The 19,365-nt window shown below is 64.1% G+C and carries 20 protein-coding genes and 1 pseudogene; 7 read left to right on the top strand and 14 right to left on the bottom strand.

Translation table 11 applies throughout. From position 1 onward, the window contains the following. The first annotated feature begins 57 nt into the window (after positions 1 to 57). The 4 genes from EYW45_RS02700 to EYW45_RS24275 are packed head-to-tail and all read left to right on the top strand — an operon-like array spanning position 58 to position 3,138. Positions 58 to 927, top strand: coding sequence for an amidohydrolase family protein (locus tag EYW45_RS02700; RefSeq protein WP_407924896.1), 870 nt, complete (start codon positions 58 to 60; stop codon positions 925 to 927). A 52-nt stretch (positions 928 to 979) separates the two neighbouring features. After that, positions 980 to 1,948 carry a Bug family tripartite tricarboxylate transporter substrate binding protein gene (locus EYW45_RS02695; RefSeq protein ID WP_161133831.1) on the top strand — a complete coding sequence of 323 codons (969 nt, stop codon included), beginning with the start codon at positions 980 to 982 and terminating at the stop codon, positions 1,946 to 1,948. Positions 1,949 to 1,954: 6 nt separating this feature from the next. Further along, positions 1,955 to 2,482 (top strand): carboxymuconolactone decarboxylase family protein, encoded by a 528-nt coding sequence (locus EYW45_RS02690; RefSeq protein ID WP_161133830.1) that lies wholly within the window; start codon positions 1,955 to 1,957, stop codon positions 2,480 to 2,482. Positions 2,483 to 2,484: 2 nt separating this feature from the next. Continuing rightward, positions 2,485 to 3,138: a DUF4286 family protein gene (locus EYW45_RS24275; RefSeq protein ID WP_202444554.1), complete on the top strand. Its 654-nt coding sequence runs from the start codon at positions 2,485 to 2,487 to the stop codon at positions 3,136 to 3,138. An 82-nt stretch (positions 3,139 to 3,220) separates the two neighbouring features. Here EYW45_RS24275 and argF read toward each other — a convergent pair whose 3' ends face one another. Together argF and EYW45_RS02675 are read right to left on the bottom strand one after the other, a co-directional pair. Further along, complete coding sequence (gene argF / locus EYW45_RS02680; protein WP_161133829.1) at positions 3,221 to 4,159, bottom strand: ornithine carbamoyltransferase; 939 nt, start codon at positions 4,157 to 4,159, stop codon at positions 3,221 to 3,223. A 23-nt stretch (positions 4,160 to 4,182) separates the two neighbouring features. Further along, entirely contained in the window at positions 4,183 to 5,358 is a 1,176-nt protein-coding gene (locus EYW45_RS02675; RefSeq protein ID WP_161133828.1) for an aspartate aminotransferase family protein, read from the bottom strand. Positions 5,359 to 5,497: 139 nt separating this feature from the next. On the opposite strand from EYW45_RS02675, the gene EYW45_RS02670 reads away from it, so the two are divergent. Next, positions 5,498 to 5,788 carry a DUF3579 domain-containing protein gene (locus tag EYW45_RS02670; protein WP_161133827.1) on the top strand — a complete coding sequence of 97 codons (291 nt, stop codon included), beginning with the start codon at positions 5,498 to 5,500 and terminating at the stop codon, positions 5,786 to 5,788. 182 nt (positions 5,789 to 5,970) lie between these two features. Here EYW45_RS02670 and EYW45_RS02665 read toward each other — a convergent pair whose 3' ends face one another. The 12 genes and pseudogenes from EYW45_RS02665 to EYW45_RS02610 all read right to left on the bottom strand — a co-directional run bounded on the left by EYW45_RS02665 (position 5,971) and on the right by EYW45_RS02610 (position 16,107). Further along, complete coding sequence (locus tag EYW45_RS02665; RefSeq protein ID WP_161133826.1) at positions 5,971 to 6,924, bottom strand: 2-hydroxyacid dehydrogenase; 954 nt, start codon at positions 6,922 to 6,924, stop codon at positions 5,971 to 5,973. 229 nt (positions 6,925 to 7,153) lie between these two features. Next, positions 7,154 to 7,417, bottom strand: a complete 264-nt coding sequence (gene rpsT, locus EYW45_RS02660; RefSeq protein ID WP_161133825.1) for a 30S ribosomal protein S20 — start codon at positions 7,415 to 7,417, stop codon at positions 7,154 to 7,156. A gap of 119 nt (positions 7,418 to 7,536) precedes the next feature. Then, positions 7,537 to 8,511 (bottom strand): FecR family protein, encoded by a 975-nt coding sequence (locus EYW45_RS02655; protein ID WP_328703582.1) that lies wholly within the window; start codon positions 8,509 to 8,511, stop codon positions 7,537 to 7,539. A 165-nt stretch (positions 8,512 to 8,676) separates the two neighbouring features. Beyond that, positions 8,677 to 10,245 carry a murein biosynthesis integral membrane protein MurJ gene (murJ, locus tag EYW45_RS02650; protein WP_161133824.1) on the bottom strand — a complete coding sequence of 523 codons (1,569 nt, stop codon included), beginning with the start codon at positions 10,243 to 10,245 and terminating at the stop codon, positions 8,677 to 8,679. A 21-nt stretch (positions 10,246 to 10,266) separates the two neighbouring features. Continuing rightward, complete coding sequence (locus tag EYW45_RS02645; RefSeq protein ID WP_161133823.1) at positions 10,267 to 11,025, bottom strand: 3-hydroxyacyl-CoA dehydrogenase; 759 nt, start codon at positions 11,023 to 11,025, stop codon at positions 10,267 to 10,269. Positions 11,026 to 11,046: 21 nt separating this feature from the next. Continuing rightward, complete coding sequence (adk, locus tag EYW45_RS02640; protein WP_161133822.1) at positions 11,047 to 11,703, bottom strand: adenylate kinase; 657 nt, start codon at positions 11,701 to 11,703, stop codon at positions 11,047 to 11,049. Between the two features lie 92 nt (positions 11,704 to 11,795). Further along, positions 11,796 to 12,560, bottom strand: a complete 765-nt coding sequence (kdsB, locus tag EYW45_RS02635; RefSeq protein WP_161133821.1) for a 3-deoxy-manno-octulosonate cytidylyltransferase — start codon at positions 12,558 to 12,560, stop codon at positions 11,796 to 11,798. A gap of 59 nt (positions 12,561 to 12,619) precedes the next feature. Continuing rightward, a pseudogene (locus EYW45_RS02630) lies at positions 12,620 to 12,787 on the bottom strand (Trm112 family protein); the annotation flags it as partial. Positions 12,788 to 12,796: 9 nt separating this feature from the next. Then, positions 12,797 to 14,020: a hypothetical protein gene (locus tag EYW45_RS02625; RefSeq protein WP_161133819.1), complete on the bottom strand. Its 1,224-nt coding sequence runs from the start codon at positions 14,018 to 14,020 to the stop codon at positions 12,797 to 12,799. Then, entirely contained in the window at positions 13,977 to 15,086 is a 1,110-nt protein-coding gene (gene lpxK, locus EYW45_RS02620; RefSeq protein ID WP_161133923.1) for a tetraacyldisaccharide 4'-kinase, read from the bottom strand. The genes EYW45_RS02625 and lpxK overlap by 44 nt, the downstream gene beginning before the upstream one ends. Before the next feature lie 5 nt (positions 15,087 to 15,091). Beyond that, positions 15,092 to 15,505, bottom strand: a complete 414-nt coding sequence (locus EYW45_RS02615) for an ExbD/TolR family protein (RefSeq protein ID WP_161133818.1) — start codon at positions 15,503 to 15,505, stop codon at positions 15,092 to 15,094. Beyond that, a complete protein-coding gene (locus EYW45_RS02610) occupies positions 15,502 to 16,107 on the bottom strand; it encodes a MotA/TolQ/ExbB proton channel family protein (protein WP_161133817.1) in 606 nt (201 codons plus the stop codon). The genes EYW45_RS02615 and EYW45_RS02610 overlap by 4 nt, the downstream gene beginning before the upstream one ends. A gap of 495 nt (positions 16,108 to 16,602) precedes the next feature. Here EYW45_RS02610 and xseA point away from each other — a divergent pair, with 495 nt between their 5' ends. Then, complete coding sequence (xseA, locus tag EYW45_RS02605) at positions 16,603 to 18,024, top strand: exodeoxyribonuclease VII large subunit (RefSeq protein ID WP_161133816.1); 1,422 nt, start codon at positions 16,603 to 16,605, stop codon at positions 18,022 to 18,024. Between the two features lie 121 nt (positions 18,025 to 18,145). Further along, positions 18,146 to 19,351 carry a 3-oxoadipyl-CoA thiolase gene (gene pcaF / locus EYW45_RS02600; RefSeq protein ID WP_161133815.1) on the top strand — a complete coding sequence of 402 codons (1,206 nt, stop codon included), beginning with the start codon at positions 18,146 to 18,148 and terminating at the stop codon, positions 19,349 to 19,351. Positions 19,352 to 19,365 lie beyond the last annotated feature (14 nt).

The following is a 19,365-nucleotide window of genomic DNA, read 5'->3' as shown; positions in this document are numbered from 1 at the left end:
ATCGCATTGTATTCGCGTGCGGCGAAGCGCAGCATGGCGGTTTTCCAGGAGCCTGCATTGACCGATTGCCGCCCGCCGCTTGCCGCCATCCAGACGCCGCAACATGCCCTGCCGCAGGGCACCTGGGATTGCCATTGCCATGTTTTCGGGCCGGTGGCGCAATTTCCGTTTGCTGCCGACCGCCGCTACACGCCGCCTGATGCGCCGTACGAAAAATTGGCGGCATTGCACGCGGCGCTCGGCGTCGCGCGGGCGGTCATCGTTCAGGCCGCGTGTCATGGCACCGACCACGGCGCGTTGCTGGCGGCGATTGCCGCAAGCGGCGGCCGCTATCGCGGGGTGGGATTGCTGGCTCCCGATGCCGATCGCGAGACGGTGGCGCAGTTGCATGCCGGCGGCATCCGTGGCGTGCGGTTCAATTTCGTCAAGCATCTGGGCGAGCCGCCTGAGCGTGCCGTGGTCGAGCGCATCGCGAGCCTTGTGGCACCGTTCGGTTGGCATGTGGCCGTCCATCTCGACGGCGCATCGCTACGCGACTGGCTGCCGCTGCTGCAGCAGTTGCCGGTGCCGTTCGTCATCGATCACATGGCGCGCGTGCGGGCCGCCGACGGGGCCGATCATCCTGATGTGCAAGCACTCTGCGCCCTGAGCGACGTGAGCAATGCCTGGGTGAAGGTGTCGGGCGTGGATCGCATCGCCAGCGGTAAAAGGCCTTTCGCCGAAGGTGTGCCCATCATGCGCGCCATCCTCGCCGCGTTGCCTGATCGCGCGCTGTGGGGCACCGACTGGCCGCATCCCAATGTGTCGGGCGATATGCCTGACGACGGCGAGCTTGTGGATACGTTTTTCGACGCCTGCCCCGATGTCGCGCTGCGGCAGCGGGTGCTGGTGGATAACCCCAATCGGTTGTTCGGCAAGGAAGACTGACCCGCTACAACCGTTTTACCCATAACGAAAGCAAGAACGAGGAGACGACAACATGTCGACGATAAAAGGATTGGTGCGCGCAGCGCTTGCAACGTGCACGGTGTTTGCCGCGTGCGCCACGGCACAGGCTGCTGGACCCGTGCGGTTGGTGGTGGCGTTTCCGCCGGGTGGTCCGGTTGATCTGGTGGGCCGGGTTCTGGCTGAACGGTTATCCAAGGATCTGGGCGAGAACGTGATCGTCGAAAACCGGGCCGGCGCCAACGGCAACATTGCGGCGTCGTATGTGGCGAAATCCACGCCCGATGGCTCGGTGCTGTTCCTGACGAGCGTTGGCGCAGTGGCCATCAGCCCGTCGCTGTATGCCAGCCTGCCCTACGATGCCGCCAAGGATTTTGCGCCCATTTCGCGCGTGGTGAATAACGCCACGGTGTTTGTGGTCAATCCGGCAGAATCGTCTACCGATGCCGCCGACTTCGTCAAACGGTCGCAGGCCAGCAAGCAATCGGTGGCGATCGGGTCATCCGGCGTGGGCAGCATTCCGCATCTCACGCTCGCGCTGTTTCAAGAGTCGAGCAAAGCCAATGTGCTGCACGTGCCTTACAAAGGTGCTGCGCCGGTCATCAACGATGTGCTCGGCAATCAGATCACAGGCTTCTTCGGCGACGTGCCGGGCCTGATCGGTCACATCCAGGCGGGCAAGCTCAAGCCGCTCGGTATTGCAGCACCGAAGCGGCATCCGCTGTTGCCCAACGTGAAAACACTGAGCGAGCAGGGCATCGCGAATGTCGAGTCGAATAACTGGTACGGCTTGCTGGCGCCCGCAGGCACGCCGCCTGCAACGATCGACAAACTCAATCAGGCGGTACGTACCGCACTGGCTGATCCTGCCACACGCAAGCGTTTTGAGGACTTCGGTGCGGAAGCCGCCCCGTCGACCCCCGAAGAACTGGCGGCGCTGATTCAGTCGGACCGCGAGAAGTGGGGCGCGGTGATTCGCAAAAACGATATTCGTCCGGAGTAAACCTAGATGACCGCTCGCGTGCAACCCGTGACGCCAGGAACGCGGCCTGATGTGGCCGAACATGAAGCTCGAATTATGGCGTCGCGTGGCCGCATTACGCCGTTGTACCAAGTGCTGCTGAACAGCCCGCCGGTCGTGGCGGGATGGGAGGCGCTGTTGACCGCGATCCGACAGCAGACGAGCCTGCCGGCATCGCAGCGGGAATTGGTGATCCTGCGCGTGGCGATCCTCAATCGGGCGCCTTATGAGTTCGACGCGCACGTGCCGCATGCCCTGGCGGCCGGCATGCCGCAGTCGGCCATCGACGCGTTGCGCCACGAAGATGCATCACAGGCCCTGGCGTTGCTTGGGGATGTGGACCGCATGATCGTGGGGTTTACGGATGCCATGACGCGCGACATCGATGTTCCGGATGCGGTGTACGACCCGCTGGCGGCACGGCTGGGTCCGCAAGGCATGGTCGAGTTGGCGGCCACAGTGGGCGCCTACAACATGGTGTCGCGATTTCTTGTCGCACTGCGCGTGGGGCATTGACGATGACTGATCTGAAGACCCCGGCTAACCTGTTGGTCGCCAAAATTGCGGGTCGCGTGATGCACGCCGATGAAGTGGTGGCCTTGTCGGCCGCGCTGCCCGAGTGGCGCGTGAGCGCCTATGGCGGGGTGGAAGGGCCGGAAACGTATGTGTACGTGGAGCCCGCGCCGGCCGGTGCATTGCCTGCCGAAGCATGGGCGCATCCATTGGCGCAGATCCGCCAGGCGCTGAGTCAAGTGGCGTCGCAAGCCGAGAATCGAGCGGGTGCCGATGCCTCGCCGGATGCGACCAATGCGGATGCGCCGGCACTCGTGCTGCTTGGTATCGTGCAGGACATCCCAGGCGCCTCCGCCGGCCGGGAAGCGACGTGGCACTACATCGTCGAGACGGATGTGGTGGTCGAGCAGGATGCCGCGCTCAACGAGTGGTACAACCGCGAACACTTGCCCGGACTGGCCAGCGTGCCGGGTACGGTACGCGCGCGGCGTTTCGTGTGCGAACAGGGTGGGCCGCGCTATCACGCGTGCTACGACCTCGAAACGCGCGAGACATTCGGTAGCCCGCCATGGCTGGCCGTACGCGCCACCGATTGGAGCTCGCAAGTGCGCCCGGCATTTCGCAATACCAAGCGCACGATGTTCAAGCGGATCGGCTAGACGCCACAAGCAGGTCGTTTTTCATGGCGATCCCGGGGGTTGACCCTCGGGATCGTCACACGGCACGCAGCTGGAATTTCGCTTACAAACGGCCGAGCAACAGGAATTCCATCAACGCTTTCTGTGCATGCAGCCGGTTCTCGGCTTCATCCCACACCACGCTTTGCGGGCCGTCGATCACTTCGCCGGTGACCTCTTCACCGCGATGTGCTGGCAGGCAATGCATGAAGAGTGCTTGCGGATCGGCCGCCGCCATCAACTCGGCATCCACGCACCAGTCGGCAAAGGCTTTCAGGCGTTCGGCGTTTTCATCTTCGTAGCCCATGCTGGTCCACACGTCGGTGGTGACCAGATGCGCGCCGCGGCAGGCTTCGAGTGGGTCGTCGAACTGCTTCAGCACGCCTGGGGCAGGGGTGCCGATGCGAGCGGCGTCGAGTTCATAGCCGGGGGGCGTCGACACATGCAGCGTGAAGCCGAGCATTTCGGCAGCTTGCAGCCACGTGTAGGACATGTTGTTGGCGTCGCCGATCCAGGCCACCGTTTTGCCGGCGATGGCACCGCGATGCTCGATGAACGTGAAGATGTCCGCCACGATCTGGCAGGGGTGAAATTCGTTTGTCAGACCGTTGATGACCGGCACGCGAGAATGGGCAGCGAAGCGCTCGATGCGTTCTTGTTCGAACGTGCGGATCATGATGACATCGACCATGCGCGAAATGACGCGGGCGGTGTCTTCGATCGGTTCGGAGCGGCCCAATTGCGAGTCGTTGGTGGTGAGGTGAATCACCGAGCCGCCCATTTGATACATGCCGGCTTCGAACGACACGCGCGTGCGAGTGCTGGCCTTCTCGAACACCATCGCGAGGGTGCGGTCATGCAGCGTGAGGTGGGGCTCGTAGCGCTTGAATTTGTCTTTGATGACGCGAGCGCGTTCGAGCACATAGCTCAGTTCTGCGGCCGATAGGTCGCGCAGTTGAAGGAAATGCCGCAGCGGGCCGGTAGTAGGCGTAGGGGGAGTCATGATGATCGTTGCTTTATGCGTTTTTATTCGGCGAGGAATTGTTTGATGAGCGGAATGAGGATTTCGGCCAGTTGATCGGCTTGATCGCTCGTCAAGATCAGGGGCGGCAACAGGCGCACTACGCGGTCACGCGTGACGTTGATCAAGAGGCCGGCCTCGAGCGCACGCGTAACCAGCACGCCGCAGGGACGGTCGAGCTCGATGCCCAGCATCAAGCCCCAGCCGCGTACCTCGTTCACGCCGGCCACGTCGGCCAGGCCTTCTTCCAGGCGGCGATGCAGATGGGCGCCTACGGTTTCGGCGTTGGCCAGCAGTCGATCCTGTTCGAGCGTATCCAGCACAGCCAGGCCGGCCGCGCACACCAGCGGTCCGCCACCAAAGGTGGTGCCGTGACTGCCGGGGGTGAGCACATTGGCGGCGGGCCCCGTCGCGACCATGGCACCGATCGGTACGCCGCCGCCTAGCCCTTTGGCCAGCGTCATCACGTCCGGCTTGATATCGGCCCATTGGTGTGCAAACCATTTGCCGGTACGACCGATGCCCGATTGCACTTCATCAATCATCAGCAGCCAGCCGCGCTCGGTGCACAGCTTGCGCAGGGCCTGGAGGTAGGAGATGTCTGACGGGCGAATGCCGCCTTCGCCTTGCAGCACTTCGAGCAGGACGGCATTGACGCGCGGCTCGCGGTCGCCGGCTTGCGCCACGGCATCGAGATCGTTGTACTTGACCTGGATGAAGCCGGTAGGCAGCGGTTCAAAGCCCTTGCGCGCCTTTTCGCTGCCCGTGGCGGCCAATGTGCCGAGCGTGCGGCCATGCCACGACGAGTCCATCGTGATGATGTGGGCGTGGGTATTGCCGTTTTTGTAGCCGTGATAGCGGGCGAGTTTGATCGCTGCCTCATTGGCCTCCGAGCCGCTATTGGCAAACGCCACTTCTTCCATGCCTGACAACTGCGCGATGCGCTCGGCCAGCGCGGTTTGCTGCGGCACCTCGTAGATGTTGGACGTGTGAATGACGCGCGCGGCTTGCTCGCTGATGGCGGCAACCAACCTGGGATGCGCATGTCCAAGACACGACACGCCGATACCCGCCAGGCCATCGAGATATCGTCGCCCCTGCGCATCCCATAGCCAGACCCCTTCGCCGTGCGTAAACGCCACGGGAAGACGAGAGTAGATCGAGATGAGCGGTGAGGACACGTTGTACTCCACAAAAAGCTGCACGCCGTCCGGATTGAGGCGTGCAAGGCCCGAAAAGGGTCAATCATATACAATCCGCGGCGCGGGCCACAGGTTCGAAGTGCCGGATGATCGGCGCGCAGGAGGCCATCGGTAGACTATGACACAAGGCGTTCGACAATTCGTGATCCACGGCGTGACGCTTGACGGCGCACGGTTCCGTCCCAGCGATTGGGCGGAGCGTCTCGCCGGCGTCATGTCGCAATTCAAACCCCCAGGCATGGCCAAGAGCCATCTGACCTATTCGCCGTACGTGTTGCCGTTGGTGATCGACGGCGTGCGCGGCATCGTCGTCGACGAACGGCTGCGCGATCTCGAGCCGCTGGCCTACAAGTTCGTGGTCGATTTCGCCACCGACAACAATCTCAAGACCGAATCGCGCACGCTTTAAACGCTGCCTGAGGCCCGCAACGGGCCCAGTGAGGGTGCGGCTTATCGCGTGCGTCGATCGCGCCGTGTGGCGCGCTCTGGTGCGTTGCAGCACGCGTCGCCTTTAGGCCAGCTGGGGCCGCGTCCGACGCGAGGTCTCGATCTCGGTCGGCACACGGCCAGCAGGTCACCGTGCAGGTCACCTTAGACCGGCGTGACGACCTTGCCCGTATCGAAATACGCCTTCAGGTTGTCCAGCATCAGGTTTTCCATGTCCAGCCGCGTTTCGCGCGTTGCACTGCCGATGTGGGGCAACACAACAGCCTTGTCGGTTTCGCGCAGGAATGCCGGCACCTTGGGCTCGGCCTCGAACACATCCAGCGCCGCGCCGCCGAGCTTGCCGTTTTGCAGTGCTTCGACCAGCGCGGTTTCGTCGATGACCGGGCCGCGCGCGATGTTGATGATGACGCCTTCGGGGCCGAGCGCCTCGAGTACAGCTTTCGAAATCAGGCCACGCGTTTCCGGACCGCCCACAGTGGCGACCACCAGGAAATCAGCCCACTTGGCGAGCGACTCAAGCGACGCTTCGTAGCCATAGTCGACATCCTTGCGTTCGCGCCGATTGTGATAGCGCACATCCATGTCGAAGCCCAGGCCGCGGCGGGCGATGGCCTCGCCAATGCGGCCCAGCCCGACCACGCCCAGCTTCTTGCCGGATACGCGCGATCCCAGTGGGATGCTGCCGTGTACCTGACCCCAGCGTCCGGCGCGGACGAAGCGCTCGCCTTCGCCGATGCGGCGGGCTTGCGCGATGAGCAGGCCCCACGCAAGATCGGCCACGCAGTCCGTCAGCACATCGGGTGTGTTGCTGACCTGGATGCCCCGCTTTTTGGCCGCCTCGACGTCGATGGTTTCGTAGCCGACCCCCCAACTGCAAATGGCTTTCAAGTCGGGCAGGGCGTCCATGGTGGCGGCATCGCAGCCGTAGGTCGCCGAAGTGACCAGCGCTTCGACACCGGCGCCTGACGCCTTGAGCGCTGCCGCGCGATCGTCCGCTTTCCAGAGCGGGAAGATGTCGTAAGACTCGGCGAGTCGTTCGTTGGCGGAGGGCGAGCCGGCGTAGTTGCCGACCTGGATCACGCGGGGCTTGGCAGTCATGGAAAAAGAACCCTTCTTCGTTGAGTGAAGACCGATTCTATCTCGACGCGCCCATGAAAAAAGACGCCATGTAGGCGTCTTTTCTTGCGCTGGCGCAGCAATGCGTTTTACGCAGCCGATGTTTGGGCACCGGCAATGGCTTGCCGAATTCAGAACGTCCGGTTGATCGTCGGCACGGCGTCGAGCGAACGACGGCAGCGTGACGACGGTTGCGCGGACATCCGCCTTATCAGGCGATTGCCTTGACGGCGGCAGCCAAGCGGCTCTTGTGGCGAGCAGCTTTGTTCTTGTGAATGATGTTCTTGTCGGCCACGCGGTCGATGACGCTGGTGGCTTTTTGGAACACTTCAGTTGCGGCAGCCTTGTCACCAGCGGCGATAGCTTGACGCACACGCTTGATCGAGGTGCGCAGCATCGAGCGCAGGCTCGAGTTGTGCTTGTTGCGCTCGACTGATTGGCGGGCGCGCTTGCGGGCTTGGGCAGTATTGGCCATGTGTCTTTAGAAAGTTGAATTCGGCAAAGCAGAAAAGTATAGCAAGTTTGGCCCCGATTGCAATAGCTTGTCGGCCGATTGGGGCGCAAATGCCCGTTGTGGGGGCGATTTTGTGGTGCTTATGCCGTACGACGCTCGATCAAAACGATCAATGGCGTGTATTGGGTGAGCGTAATCGGCAAAGCGTCGGCCAGCAAGGCCAACGTGGCGAGCGGATCGTCAAGCGAGAAGGTGCCGGACACTCGCACCGCACCCGCCGCTGCGGAAATCCGCAGCATCCCGTAGTGATAAGGCCGCAGGGCACTGACGATGTCGGCCAGCGGGCGGCCGCGCACCGTCACCATCCCGTGCTCCCAGGCGGCCTCGTCGATCAGCGCGTCGCGAGGCTGATCGACCATGGCGGCGTCGAATCGCGCGCCGACGCCTGCCGTAACGGTGCCGCGCGCGCCGGATCGCGTGACGATTTCAACTGAATGTTTGTGCACCGCCACCAGCGTGCGCTGCATTTCCTGGCGCACCATATAGTCGGTGCCCAATGCGCGCACCGAGCCCTCTGCAGTGTGAACCGCAAAAGGCCGCTGGGTATCCGGTGCCACCACGGCACGGATGGCGCCCTGGCGTAGATGGATATGCCGCGCACCTTCGCTGAAGTCGATGTCGACCACCGAGCGTGCGTCGAGCAGGAGCCGGCTGCCGTCTTGCAGGGCGACCTGGCGCCGCTGGCGCGTGGCCGTGACGTGGTCGGCGTCGACGCCCTCCAGGGGGTAACGCAGATTGACGGCCGCTGCGATGCCGGCAAGCGATAAGCCACCTACGGCGGTTTGCAGGAACCGCCTGCGCCATTGCATCGGATGGTGAGTGACGTCGTCAGCGTCCAGGTCAGCGGGTGCGGGGTAGTGCTCGGTAAGTCGGCCGAAGCTGTGGCCCAGGCCTGCGGCAAGGTCCTGCCACGCTTTTTCGTGACGGGTATCGGCACGTCGCCACTCATCGAACGCGATCCTGTCCTTCTCATCGGCATGGTCCGACCGCAGCAGCAAGAGCCAGTGCACGGCTTGGTCGGCGAGAAGGGGCGTACGGGCGTGAGAGGTTGCCACAACAGGCATCATCAAGGAAAACGTTTCAACTTGTGAAATAGTATAAGTGTTTCCGTGTCGCGCAAGGCTGCGCGCCTCAAATTCAGCGAGATTCTTCTTTTTTAGGCGCTTGGGAACGGCGGGCCGTGGCGTTTGCGCACACTGAGGCAAGATTCACTCGGCTTTTCAGCCCTGCGAAGCGCGTCCTGCCCGTGCAAAGTCGCGGCGGCGAAAGCCACATGCGGCCAGCAAGCCGAAATAGACGACGGCACTCAGACCGACGACACCGGCGAGCCACACGATACGCATGCCGGGCTGCGCATGAAGCGCGATCCAGTCGACATACGTGTTTGCGGCGATCAGCAGCGCTGAAACGCCGATCAAGGCCGGCAGCAGGCGCACGCTGAAGCTTAACCATGCGGCCTGGGGTTGATAAATGCCGCGGCGGCGCAAGCCGATCAGGAGAGCGAGTGCGTTCAGGCACGCACCCAGGCCGATGGCCAGGGCAAGTCCGGCATGGCCCAGACGCGGAACCAGCATGAGGTTGAAGACTTGTGTGGCAATCAATACGACAATCGCAATGCGCACCGGTGTGCGGATATCCTGCCGGGCATAAAACCCGGGCGCCAGGATCTTCACGGCCAGCAGCCCGATCAAACCCACCGAATAGGCCATCACGGCCAGGCGTGTCTGTTCGACGTCGCCCGCCGCGAACTTGCCGTAATTGAACAGGGTGGCCACCAGCCCCTCGGAAAGCAGGGCAAGGCCCAGCGCCGCGGGCAGGCCCAATAGCAACACCAGTCTCAGACCCCAGTCGAGCAGCGCGCTATAGCCGTCCGTGTCGTCCCGCGCATGCGCGGCCGATAAGCTTGGCAGCAATACGGTACCCAGTGCGACACCGAGCAGGGCGGTCGGAAACTCCATCAACCGGTCTGCGTAGGAGAGCCAGGTCACACTGCCTTGCGTGAGCCAGGTGGCGATATTGGTGTTGATCAACAGCGAAATCTGCGCCACGGAGACGCCGAGCGTGGCCGGCCCCATCTGGCGCAGGATGCGTTTGACCGTCGGGTCTGCCCACGCTTCACGCACGCGCAGGGTATATCGCGGCAAAAGCCCGATGCGGGAGAGTGCGATCCATTGGATCGCCAATTGGGCGACGCCGCCCACCATCACACCGATGGCCAGGGCATAGACGGGAATGTCGTAGCGGGGCGCGAGCCAGATGCAGGCCGCGATCATCGAAAGGTTGAGCAGTACAGGCGTGAACGCCGGTACGGCAAAGCGCCGCCAGGTGTTGAGCACGCCGGAGGCGAACGCGGTCAGCGACATGCAGACGATGTAGGGAAACATCATCCGCGTCATCCAGACGGCGGCGTTGAATTCGGGTTCGCGCGCAGCCTTGCGCAGACCGCTGGCCATCGCGCTCACGACCCAGGGCGCTGCGATGATGCCGATCACGGTGACGGCCATCAGCACCACCGTCAGCAGCAACGCCACGCGGTCGAGCAGGGTGCGAACCTCTTCATCGGAGCGATTGGTGCGCGCGGCGCCCAGGATAGGCACGAAGGCCTGCGAGAACGCGCCCTCGGCAAACAGCCGCCGCAGAAGGTTCGGGATGCGAAATGCAACCCAGAAGGCATCGGTGAATGCGCCGGCGCCAAACGCGCGTGCGATGAGGACATCGCGCGCCAGACCCGTGATGCGAGAAATCAGGGTGAAGCTACTGATGGTCGCCGCAGAGCGGAACAAACCCATGGGACGACCGCCGATAGTGCGTTATTTAGGGGGCATGCGGATCGCGCCGTCGAGACGAATCGTCTCGCCGTTGAGCATCTCGTTGGTGATGATGCTGTGCACGAGCTTGGCGTAATCTTCAGGGCGACCCAGGCGCGAGGGGAACGGAATGCTGGCGGCCAGCGAATCCTGTACCTCTTGCGGCATGCCGAACACCATCGGGGTGCCGAAGATGCCGGGAGCGATGGTCATGCAACGAATGCCGTTGCGCGCGAGATCGCGCGCGATCGGCAACGTCATGCCGGCCACGCCGGCTTTCGATGCCGCGTAGGCCGCCTGGCCGATCTGGCCGTCGAATGCGGCAACTGAAGCCGTGTTGATGAGCACGCCGCGCTCGCCCGTGGGCAAGGCGTCGTTGTTGCTCATGGCTTCGGCCGACAGGCGCATCATGTTGAAGCTGCCGATCAGATTGATCGTGATGACTTTGGTGAAGAGGTCGAGGGCATGCGCGCCGTTCTTGCCGACGATCTTGGCGGCCGGCGCGACGCCGGCGCAGTTCACCAGGCCGTAGAGCGGGCCGAGCGCCGTGGCGGCCGCGACGACGGCACGGCCGTCGGCTTCCTGCGTCACATCGCAATGAACGTATTGCTGGCCCAATTCCTTGGCCAGCGCTTCGCCGGCTGCATCCTGGACGTCGGCCAGGACCACGCGTGCGCCATGCTCGGTGAGCATGCGCGCCGTGCCGGCACCGAGTCCCGATGCGCCGCCGGTGACGATGAATACGTTGTTCTTGATGTCCATGCCTCGCTCCCTGAAAGAAAGTTAGCTTGCCAGTGCGCCGACGACGCGCTGCTTGATCTCTTCGACTGCGCCGACGCCCGCGACCTTGCGGTACTTGGGCGCCGCGGCGTCGCCGCTGTCGGCCCAGCTCGAGTAGTAGTCCACCAGCGGACGCGTTTGATCGCGATAGACCGACAAGCGATGACGCACGGTATCTTCGCGGTCGTCGTCGCGTTGCACCAGCGCTTCGCCGGTGATGTCGTCGATGTCGGCCTGCTTGGGCGGATTGAAGCGCACGTGATAGCTGCGACCGCTGGCGGGGTGCACCCGGCGTCCGCTCATGCGTTCGATGATGTCTTCTTCAGGCACCTCGATCTCGACCACGTAATCCAGCGCGATGCCGGCTTCTTTCAGCGCATCGGCCTGGCGGATCGTGCGGGGAAAGCCGTCGAAGAGATAGCCCCCGGCGCAGTCGGGCTGCGTCAGGCGATCGCGAACGAGGCCGATGATCAGATCGTCGGAAACAAGACCGCCCGCATCCATGACTTTTTTGGCTTCGAGCCCGAGGGGCGTGCCCGCTTTGACCGCTGCGCGCAGCATATCGCCCGTCGAAATCTGGGGAATGCCGAACTGCTGGGTGACGAAAGCGGCTTGAGTGCCTTTACCGGCGCCCGGAGGGCCGAGCAGGATGAGACGCATGAGAACTCCTGACGAGATTTTGATTTTTTGACCGGGGGCGATTATGCCGCATCGCGTCGCCCGTTGCAGTGGGCCCCCGTGGGCGATAACCCTTATAACCGATTTGCCAGCACCCGACGCACGCGTTCCAGATCCTCCGGAGTGTCTACGCCGGCGGATGGTGCCTCATTGGCGTGGTGGACCACGATGCTGTACCCGTGCTCCAGGGCCCGTAATTGCTCGAGGGCCTCGAAGCGCTCGAGCGCGCCCTGCGGCAGGGTGGGAAACCGATGCAGAAAACTGCAGCGATAGGCGTAGAGACCGATGTGATGCCAGGCGGGCAAGCCGGGCGCGAGCACGCGTGCACCGGACGCCAATGCGTCCCGCGCCCACGGGACCGGTGCGCGCGAGAAATACAGCGCGCGGTTGTCCGTGCCGCAAATGGCCTTGACCACGTTGGGATTGAAGAGCGCCTCGGCATCAGCCAGCGGTGCGGCACACGTGGCGATGGCGGCATCGGGCCGCTGGATCAGCAACGTGGCCACCGCATCGATCAACGCAGGATCGATCAACGGCTCATCGCCCTGCACGTTGACCACGACGGCGTCGTCGTCCAAACCGAGGGCGAGCACCACCTCGGCCAGCCGATCGGTGCCCGTGGGGTGATCGGCGCGCGTGAGCATGACTTCGATGCCGTGCGCACGCACCGTATCGGCGATGAGGGCGTCGTCGGTGGCGACCACGACGCGCGATGCGCCGGACAACGCCGCCTGTTCGGCTGTGCGTACCACCATGGGCTTGCCGCACAGGTCGGCGAGCGGCTTATCCGGCAGGCGGGTGGAGGCGCGCCTGGCGGGCACGATGGCGATAAAACTCACGATGCCGTGGTGTCTGACGAGGTGTCAGGGGCGGGGGTCGCAGTGGCCGGCGCGCCAGGCGCATCATCCAGCTGACGGGCTTCCGATTCGAGCAGAATGGGAATGCCGTCCCGAACGGGATAGGCCAGGCCGGCGCCGCGGCTGATCAGCTCGGATCGCGAACGATCGAACTGCAGGCGGCCTTTCGAGACCGGGCAAACGAGGATGTCGAGCAAGCGGGAGTCCATCCTCGGATTCTAAAACAGATTGGCGTAGGTGCGGGGTGCGCCGCTTGTTCGTTCGTCTGATTTATCCAGCAGCGCGAGAGTCTCGCGGCAACCCATCGGCCCCGATCTGGGGGCCAGTCCGTAAGGAAACTCCTCTGGGCGTTCGAGCTGGGCGCTGTGATCGTAATTGCCATCGATCTCCAGGCGCAGATAGCGGGCGGCGCGGTCGGGGTAGGGCACCCCCAGCGCGAGCAGAAACTGCGCGTACTCGGCATCGCATTGGTTAGCTGCGTAAAAGTAGTCTTGCCCCGTGTAGAGCGCGACCGAGGGCGGCAGCAACTGCCGCGAGCGCTGGCCCTGGGCCAGAAAGAGCAGATATCGTCCGCGGCTGGTGAATTCGTGCGGGGTGCCGGGCACGATGTCCACACGGCCTTGCGCGGCGCCGATTTCGAAGGGGTCGAACGACGTGGTGATCGGGCCGCTCAGGCGCTCAAGCCGTTCGCGGGCGGCATCGTCCAGGCGGGCAGCCAAGGCGGGGTCGAGCCGCTTGCCGGCCACGCAGAAGCGGCTCAGTGCCGCGGCGGGCAGATGCACGCCCACCGGCAAGTCGGCGCGGGGCAGCCCGATCGTGGTGTCGCCGCTGGTCAGCCACGTGCGCTGTTGCGTGCGGTCGGCGCATGACATGAACCCGACGTTCTTGGTGTCGGTATCCGGCTGCACGCGGAAAAGGTAAAGCTGCGGCGTAAAGGCGTCCGGAATCTTCAGCGGCGCGCCTTTGGCGCGTAACCACGCGGATGGCGGCGTGAGATAGCGCGTCTGATGCGCTCGAATCGGCCCGAGATTGCCCACGTCCGCCGTGAGCGCCACACTGCGCTCGATGGTGATGGGCCGGGGCGACACAACGAGCCCCAGGTAGATCAGCAGCAGCAAAAGGGCGGTGCTCAATAGCCCGGGCAGCGACCGCTCGCGCAGGCGAGCCAGGCCGAACGCCGCAAGTTGCGAGCAAATCGTGGCCAACACCAGCAGCACCAAGGCATTGCTCTGCGATTGCGCGCTCATCGACCAGCCGTGGGGCAGGAACAGGACGGCGTCGCCCCGGTGCCGCACGATCAGCGCCAACGCCAGCCACAGCAAACCTGCCATCCCGTGCAACCAAACGGCTGCCCGGGCGCCGCGCGGCATGGCCGCCGCCGTCATGAACCCACCGTCATCAAGACCCATTTCCGGGGCGTGCGCCGCACGCGAGTCGGGCATCGCGCCGCGCAGCCAGCGTGCGCGACAGCCAATCGAAAAACGCCGGATCGGACAATTGCGCGGCAACCGGCACCGACCAAAGCCGTGGATCCTGCAAGTGCGCACACTTGATCGCGTCTTTCTCGGTGATCAAGATCGTGTCAGCGCTGAGGCCGCCGAAAGGCGACGCCTTGAAGTCGTGGTGGTCCGGTAAAGATAAGCTTTGCGCCAACGGGATACCGGCGCGCGTCAACGTGGCGAAAAACCGCTCGGGCTTGCCGATGCCTGCGGCTGCAGCGATCGGACCCAAGGCCGGCGCCGCGAAGTCGGTGAGCGGACGGCGCTGGCCGTCGATCAATCGCACCGCCTCGCTGGATTCCAGACGCATATCGAGGTGGTGCGGACCGCCGGTCGACGTGGGCGCCGCGCCTGACGACGGCAGCGGCGCGGATGACGGCGCGGATGCAGCCACGGCAGCGCCGCTGCAGTTCGACACGATGGCGTCGACCTCCCGCAGCCGCTCGGGCGGCTCGCGCAAGGGGCCCGCGGGGAGCACCCGTCCATTGCCGACGCCGCGTTCGTCCTGAATCACGATTTCCACGTCGCGCGCCAGCGCCAGATGCTGCAAACCGTCGTCCGATACGATGACGTCGATGTCGGGATAGCGTTCGCGTAGCGCCTGCGCCGCCAGAACGCGCCGCGGATGCACGGCGATGGGAGCACCCGTGACGCGGGCAATCAAGGCCGGCTCGTCGCCCACCTGCGCCGCGTCCGGCGTGCCTTGCGCCACGCGGGCGGCCGGCCCGATGGTCACGCCGTAGCCGCGGCTCACGACGCCGGGGCGCCAGCCGCGTGCGCGCAGCGCCTCGACCGTCGCGATGACGGCCGGCGTCTTGCCGGTGCCGCCCACATAGATGTTGCCGATCACCACGACCGGAACGCCTGGCCAGTGCGCCACGCGCCGACCTTGTGCAAAAGCACGGCGCTTACGGGCAACGATCAGCCGCGTGATCGCGGCCAGGGGCAGCAAGGCGTTCGACACCCATCCCCTGCATTGCCATTGCCGCGCCAGCCACGCTGCGGACATTCCGGTCACGGCGCCCTCTGAGCGGCAAAATCCACCCGGGAAATACCGGCCAGCCGAGCCGCTTCCATCGCGGTGACGACGGATTGATGGCTGGCCTGCCCGTCAGCCCGCACGAGGAGGACGGCGGCGGGGTTGGCCACGATGGCGCCGCGCATGGCCTGCGCGATGGCTTCGGTAGAACCGGGGTCGACCAGCGCGCCGTTCAGTGCGTAGCGGCCATCATGGCTGATGGCCAACTCGATGCGCGGCGCCGCTTCGATTTCGCTGCGTGCCTGCGGCAACGCGACCGACAGCGCCGTGTCGCGCGTGAACGTGGTGGTGGCGGCGAAGAAAATCACCATCACGAGCAGCACATCGATCAACGGCACGAGATTGATGTCCAACGTGTCGTCTGCGCGGTGGCGAGGTCGAAAATTCATTGCGCCGCCAGATCGCTCGCGCGTTGCAGGCGCGAGGCTTCGCGCTCGAGGTCGCCCACGAGATTGTCGGCGCGGCTGCGGTAGATACGATGGAAGGCCGTTGCCGGGATCGCGATCAAGATGCCGAAGCCGGTGTTGTAGAGGGCAACGGAAATGCCATAGGCAAGCTGGGCGGGGTCGGCGCCCGCAGGGGAGTAAGCGCCGAAAATCTCGATCATGCCGACCACCGTGCCGAACAATCCCATCAACGGTGCCACCACTGCGATCGTGCCCAACGCCCCGATGTAGCGATGCAGTTGCCGGCCCACGTCGCGGCCCGTGTCTTCGATAGCGGCCAGGCGCAAGGCAGGCGGTTCATGGCGTACCCGCAGCACATCGGCGAGGATCTGGCCCAGCGCGGAGTGACGTTCGAGCCGCAACAGCGCATCGGGCGAATCCTGGCCGTTACGCAGCATCTCGGCAACCTGGCGGGGAAGCTGGCGCGGCGCCACGTGCGCCGTACGCAAACTGATGGCGCGCTCGACGATGAGCGCCAATGTCAGGATCGATAATGCCAGGAGTGGCCAGATGGGCCATCCGGCAGCTTGGATGATGGCTAGCACGAAACTGTCCTCTGAAACGGGCGCGAATCGCGCGAAGTATACACAGCGTAAAAGTGCCGCTTGGCGGTCAGATTTTGCCCATTGAACCGCAGAGGCCGACCCGCCTAGGCGCGAACGGCACGGGAGGGCAAGTTCTCCACTGCGGCTGTGGATAACCAGAAACGATCATGACACATTGGTTAACTTCTGCGCAAAGCCTGCCAAATTTATCAAATTGCTTCTGCCGAACTGGACTTTCCGGGGCAAGTGAACCTTACATCGCTGACAAGCTGTGGATAATGCTGTGCAAAAGTCCCTCTGTCGGGGTGACTATGCTTGTCATCGGATTGTCTTGGTAGTTTTTACCGATCAGTCGTGTAAATAAATAGAGTTGTAAATCAATAGGTTGTCATCAAATTGCGCGGTTTCCCGCTGATTTGTGGGGGACGGTCCTGTCCGCGTTATCATCTAGCCCGCTTTACGCTGCCTGTGGACAGCTTCGACTCGGAAAGCCTTATGACACCTGCATTTCAGGTCAATGACGACGCGCAAACCCCCGAAATTCTGTCGGTTGCGCAACTCAATAACGCCGTGGCGCGCCTTCTGGACGCTTCTCTGCCGCCAACCTGGGTGCGTGGAGAAATCTCCAATTTCACGGCGGCTGCGTCAGGCCATTGGTATTTCACACTGAAAGATGCACGCGCCACAGTGCGCAGCGTGATGTTTCGTGGACGCGCCTCCACCGTTGGTTTTACGCCCCGGGTGGGCGACCGCGTGGACATCCGCGCCAGAGTCTCGCTGTATGAGCCACGCGGCGACTACCAATTACAGGTAGACGCCATGCGGCGTTCGGGGCAGGGCGACTTGTATGAGCAGTTTCTGCGATTGAAGGAAAAGCTTACCGAGCAAGGATTGTTCGAGCCAGAGCGCAAGCGTCCGATTGCAGCCATTCCCCGCGTCGTGGGCGTGATCACCTCGCTACAGGCAGCCGCGCTGCGTGATGTACTGACGGCCCTGCAGCGCCGCGCGCCGCATGTGCGCGTGGTGATCTATCCGGCGCCCGTTCAGGGTGCCGAGGCGCCGGGCCGGCTGATCGATGCGCTCGCCCAGGCCAACCGCCGGGCAGAGGCCGACACGATCCTGCTTGTGCGCGGGGGGGGCAGCATCGAAGATCTGTGGGCGTTCAACGACGAAGGGCTGGCGCTCGCGATCTCGCAAAGCGCCATACCGGTGATCTCGGGCGTGGGCCATGAAACCGATTTCACGATTGCCGACTTCATTGCGGACCTGCGCGCACCCACGCCCACGGCCGCCGCCGAACTGGCATGTACAGATCGCCGCGTGTTGGTCGAGCAATTGAATCAAGTCACCCATGCGATGCGCCGCGCACAGCAGCGGGGTCTCGAGTATGCCGCGCAGCGTCTGGATCGCATGGCGGCGCGTTTGACCTCGCCCGGTGAGCGCCTCGCGCAGCGACGGGAACGCCTGACCGTGCTCAATCGACGGCTGGCGCAAGCCTGGCACCGCCCCGACGGTCAGCGGCAATCGCGGCTGGCGCTGGCCTTGCAACGGCTGCGCCATCGCACGCCGCAGTGCGACCGAGCGCGCGACCGTCTTATCGATGCGATGCAGCGTCTGGCCCGTGCGCAACAGCGCGAGGTGGCCGATCGCGCCAAACGCCTGCAGGGTGCGGTGGCCCATTTGCGTGCGTTCGACCCGCAAAACACCTTGGCCCGCGGCTATGCGATCGTGCGCGACGCGTCAGGGGCTATCGTGCGCGATGGCGGCGCACTCAAAAAGGGTCAGGCGTTGGCGCTCCAGTTGGGCCAGGGATCGGCCGACGTCAAGGTCGTGGCGCCCCATGGTGGCGACGGCGCAACCGAGGCGGCCCCCGACGCGCTGCCGCCCTCGTCCGGCACGACGCACCCGTTGTTCTGAACGGTGCCGGACGGCACCGGCCGTGTCCGCAGGTTGGACACGGGGGCGCGGCCGGATAGTTGTTCAGGTGCGATGTGTCTTAAGATCTGCGCCTTCTTCGGCTCATTGGCGGTACGTTCTCATGACGACAGATGCTTTTATTTGCGATGCAATCCGCACGCCTTTCGGTCGGTACGGCGGTGCCTTGGCCGGCGTACGTGCCGACGATTTGGCAGCCATCCCGATCAAGGCGCTGATGGCCCGCAATCCTGGCGTGCAATGGGACGCGCTGGACGACACGATCTTCGGATGCGCCAATCAAGCCGGCGAAGACAACCGCAACGTCGCCCATATGGCCACCTTGTTGGCGGGATTGCCCATTGACGTACCCGGTTCCACGATCAACCGCTTGTGCGGCTCCGGCATGGATGCCATCGGCACCTCGGCCCGCGCCATTCGTTCGGGCGAAACCAGCCTGATGCTGGCGGGTGGCGTTGAAAGCATGAGCCGCGCGCCCTTCGTCATGGGTAAGGCCGAATCTGCCTTTGCCCGCCAGGCCGCCATCTACGACACGACGATCGGCTGGCGCTTCGTCAACAAACTGATGAAGGCGCAATACGGGGTCGATTCGATGCCCGAAACCGCTGAAAACGTGGCCGAGCAGTTCAATATCGGTCGGGAAGATCAAGACCGATTTGCGTTGGCCAGCCAGGAAAAAACCGCGCGCGCACAGGCCGATGGTGTCTTCGACGCCGAAATCGCACCGGTGTCGATCGCCCAGAAAAAGGGCGATCCGCTGGTGGTGTCGCGTGACGAGCACCCGCGTGCCACCACCCTCGAATCGCTGGCCAAGCTCAAGGGTGTGGTCAAAGAGGGTGGCACGGTCACGGCCGGCAATGCCTCGGGTGTAAATGACGGTGCCGTTGCGGTATTGCTGGCGGGTGAAAGCGCCATCTCGCGCCACGGCTTGACGCCGCGTGCCCGGGTGGTGGGCATGGCCACCGCCGGTGTGGCCCCCCGCATCATGGGCATGGGCCCGGCACCGGCCACGCGCAAAGTGCTGGCGCAGACGGGGTTGACGCTCGACCAGATGGACGTGATCGAGCTCAACGAAGCGTTTGCTGCCCAGGGTTTGGCGGTGATGCGCGATCTGGGGCTGGCCGACAACGATCCCCGTGTCAATCCTAATGGCGGCGCGATTGCGCTGGGTCACCCGCTGGGTGCCAGCGGTGCCCGGTTGGTAATGACGGCGGTCAACCAGTTGCATCGCACGGGCGGGCGCTACGCCTTGTGCACGATGTGCATCGGCGTGGGGCAGGGCATTGCGCTGATCGTCGAGCGCGTCTGAGCGCGTCGAAAAAA

This window comes from Schauerella aestuarii (assembly GCF_009866805.1).
Classification (GTDB): domain Bacteria; phylum Pseudomonadota; class Gammaproteobacteria; order Burkholderiales; family Burkholderiaceae_B; genus Schauerella; species Schauerella aestuarii.
This window is presented reverse-complemented; position numbering and strand designations above follow the sequence as displayed.

What these genes read in the sequence shown, in the direction of transcription:
- EYW45_RS02695 (WP_161133831.1), top strand. Translation starts at nt 980, where the DNA reads ATGTCGACGATAAAAGGATTGGTGCGCGCAGCGCTTGCAACGTGCACG.
- EYW45_RS02690 (WP_161133830.1), top strand. Translation starts at nt 1,955, where the DNA reads ATGACCGCTCGCGTGCAACCCGTGACGCCAGGAACGCGGCCTGATGTG.
- EYW45_RS24275 (WP_202444554.1), top strand. Translation starts at nt 2,485, where the DNA reads ATGACTGATCTGAAGACCCCGGCTAACCTGTTGGTCGCCAAAATTGCG.
- argF (WP_161133829.1), bottom strand. Translation starts at nt 4,159, where the DNA reads ATGACTCCCCCTACGCCTACTACCGGCCCGCTGCGGCATTTCCTTCAA.
- EYW45_RS02670 (WP_161133827.1), top strand. Translation starts at nt 5,498, where the DNA reads ATGACACAAGGCGTTCGACAATTCGTGATCCACGGCGTGACGCTTGAC.
- EYW45_RS02665 (WP_161133826.1), bottom strand. Translation starts at nt 6,924, where the DNA reads ATGACTGCCAAGCCCCGCGTGATCCAGGTCGGCAACTACGCCGGCTCG.
- rpsT (WP_161133825.1), bottom strand. Translation starts at nt 7,417, where the DNA reads ATGGCCAATACTGCCCAAGCCCGCAAGCGCGCCCGCCAATCAGTCGAG.
- murJ (WP_161133824.1), bottom strand. Translation starts at nt 10,245, where the DNA reads ATGGGTTTGTTCCGCTCTGCGGCGACCATCAGTAGCTTCACCCTGATT.
- EYW45_RS02645 (WP_161133823.1), bottom strand. Translation starts at nt 11,025, where the DNA reads ATGGACATCAAGAACAACGTATTCATCGTCACCGGCGGCGCATCGGGA.
- adk (WP_161133822.1), bottom strand. Translation starts at nt 11,703, where the DNA reads ATGCGTCTCATCCTGCTCGGCCCTCCGGGCGCCGGTAAAGGCACTCAA.
- EYW45_RS02625 (WP_161133819.1), bottom strand. Translation starts at nt 14,020, where the DNA reads ATGCCCGACTCGCGTGCGGCGCACGCCCCGGAAATGGGTCTTGATGAC.
- lpxK (WP_161133923.1), bottom strand. Translation starts at nt 15,086, where the DNA reads ATGTCCGCAGCGTGGCTGGCGCGGCAATGGCAATGCAGGGGATGGGTG.
- EYW45_RS02615 (WP_161133818.1), bottom strand. Translation starts at nt 15,505, where the DNA reads ATGAATTTTCGACCTCGCCACCGCGCAGACGACACGTTGGACATCAAT.
- xseA (WP_161133816.1), top strand. Translation starts at nt 16,603, where the DNA reads ATGACACCTGCATTTCAGGTCAATGACGACGCGCAAACCCCCGAAATT.
- pcaF (WP_161133815.1), top strand. Translation starts at nt 18,146, where the DNA reads ATGACGACAGATGCTTTTATTTGCGATGCAATCCGCACGCCTTTCGGT.